At 43.3% G+C, this 2,225-nt stretch carries 2 protein-coding genes; both read left to right on the plus strand.

Annotated features, from left to right (window positions below; genetic code table 11):
• On the plus strand, positions 1 to 1,491 hold a 1,491-nt coding region (gene htpG / locus VN105_RS12660; protein ID WP_325641387.1), incomplete at its 5' end, for a molecular chaperone HtpG.
• A gap of 337 nt (positions 1,492 to 1,828) precedes the next feature.
• On the plus strand, positions 1,829 to 2,225 hold a 397-nt coding region (locus VN105_RS12665), incomplete at its 3' end, for an alpha/beta hydrolase-fold protein (RefSeq protein WP_414647240.1).

Below are 2,225 nucleotides of genomic sequence, written 5' to 3' on the forward strand. Positions count from 1 at the left end.
ATCATCGGACATTTCGGACTTGGATTTTATTCATCGTTTATGGTGAGCAGCCAGGTGGAAATCTTCTCAAAGTCATGGAAGGAAGAAGCGCCCGCCGTGCGTTGGGAATGCGATGGTAGCCCCGAGTATGAACTGGAAGAGATCAGCAAGGCCGACAGGGGAACGGAAATAGTAATGCACATCAATGAAGAAAGTGAAGAATTTCTGGAAGATGGACGTATCCGTACCATCCTCGAAAAGTTCTGTAAATTCCTGCCTGTTCCGGTTACTTTTGAAGGTACGCAGATCAATAACACTACACCGGCCTGGACAAAGAAACCAAGCGAATTAACTACTGAAGATTACCAGAATTTCTACAAAGAATTATACCCGTTTGCAGAACCTCCTTTGTTCTGGATCCACCTGAATGTTGACTATCCGTTCAATCTCACCGGTATCCTTTATTTTCCGAAGATCAATAAGAGTTATGAAATGCAGAAAGATAAGATCAATCTGTATTCCAACCAGGTATATGTAACAGATGAAGTGAAGGATATTGTTCCGGAATTTCTGATGTTGCTGCATGGTGTGATCGATAGCCCGGATATCCCGCTGAACGTTAGCCGCAGCTACCTGCAGGGAGATCCTAATGTAAAAAAGATCAATGCACATATCACTAAGAAAGTAGCAGATAAACTGGATGAAATCTTCCGTAACGATCGCGCTTCCTTTGAAGAAAAATGGGATTCTATCGGGCTGTTTGTGAAGTATGGTATGATGACCGATGATAAGTTCATGGAAAAGGCCAATAAATTCCTCATCATGGAAGATGTGGATGGTGGTAAATTCTATACACAGGAAGAATACCGCACAGCTGCCGCAGCGCTGCAAACCAATAAGGATCAGAAACTGGTGATCTTATACGCTACCAACCCGGTACAGCAGGACAGCTATGTGCAGGCAGCAAAAAATAAGGGATTCAAAGTAGTAAAAATGGAAACCCTGGTAGATGCCGCATTCATCAACAACATGGAAATGAAATGGGAAAATATATCCTTTACCCGTGTGGATGCAGATATTGCTGATAACCTGATAGACAAAGAGGAAAATACCACTACCGTATTATCTGCCGAGCAGGAAACTACTTTGAAGGAACTGTTTGGTAACCAGGTAACACAACCCAATATCAAGGTAGAAATGAAAGGACTCAGCGCAGATGCACAACCGGTAATTGTAACCCGTCCTGAACTGATGCGTCGTATGAAAGATATGGCGGCTATGGGCGGCGGCGGAATGAACTGGTATGCGAATATGCCTGATGAAATAAATATGACCGTTAATGCGAACCACCCCGTTTATACACAAATTCTGAAAGAAGGTGATAACACATTGCAGCAGAAGCAGGTAAAGAACCTGGCGGATCTGGCATTATTATCGCAGAATTTACTGACAGGTGCAGATCTCACAGCATTTGTGAACAGAAGCGTGGAATTAATGGGCGAAAAAAAGTAATAACGCTACACAATAAATAAATTGGCAGTGTTTATTCTTTTTGTTTTTTATTTGCAGCGAGATCCCCTGCCTGAATAAAGAAACTGAAAGGAAAAAATATTGTAAAACCTGTCCCCCGGCTAATGCCGGGGGACTTTTAGTTTGTAGTAGTTATATGAAAAAAAGAGCAATTAAAATTTTGTGCCATGTCTTTGTGCTGAGTGCGCTCGCACTTTTTTCCTGTTCAAAAACTGAAACGGCCAGCCCTGTGCAGGTTAATCCGCCGGGCGACACTGTACCTGTAAACCCTCCGCCGGCAGCCGGAGATACATTCCCACCGCAGCAAACAGGTATTACTGTGAAAAAAATAGACACCAAAGGTGGAAATATCAGCAATTATGTGCTTTATATCCCAGACGGATATAATGAGAAGAAAGATTATAAGTGGCCGGTCGTAATTTTCCTTCATGGTGTGGGGGAGATGGGGAATAATATTGATGTGATAAAGAATGTAGGGCTGATGAAAGTGGCAGCTGGAAAACCGTTTGTAATTGTAGCGCCCCAATGCCTCAGTGGATGGTGGAATCCGCAGTACCTGGAAATCTTATATAAAGAAGTGGTGAGTAAATATCATGTGGACCCCAAAAGGGTATATCTTACCGGGTTGAGTATGGGGGGCTATGGAACCTGGGACTGGAGTTCGGCACATCCTGAAGAATTTGCCGCTATTATTCCAATCAGCGGCGGAGGAGATA

It is taken from the genome of Chitinophaga sp. (assembly GCF_035564935.1).
In the GTDB taxonomy this organism is placed as follows: domain Bacteria; phylum Bacteroidota; class Bacteroidia; order Chitinophagales; family Chitinophagaceae; genus Chitinophaga.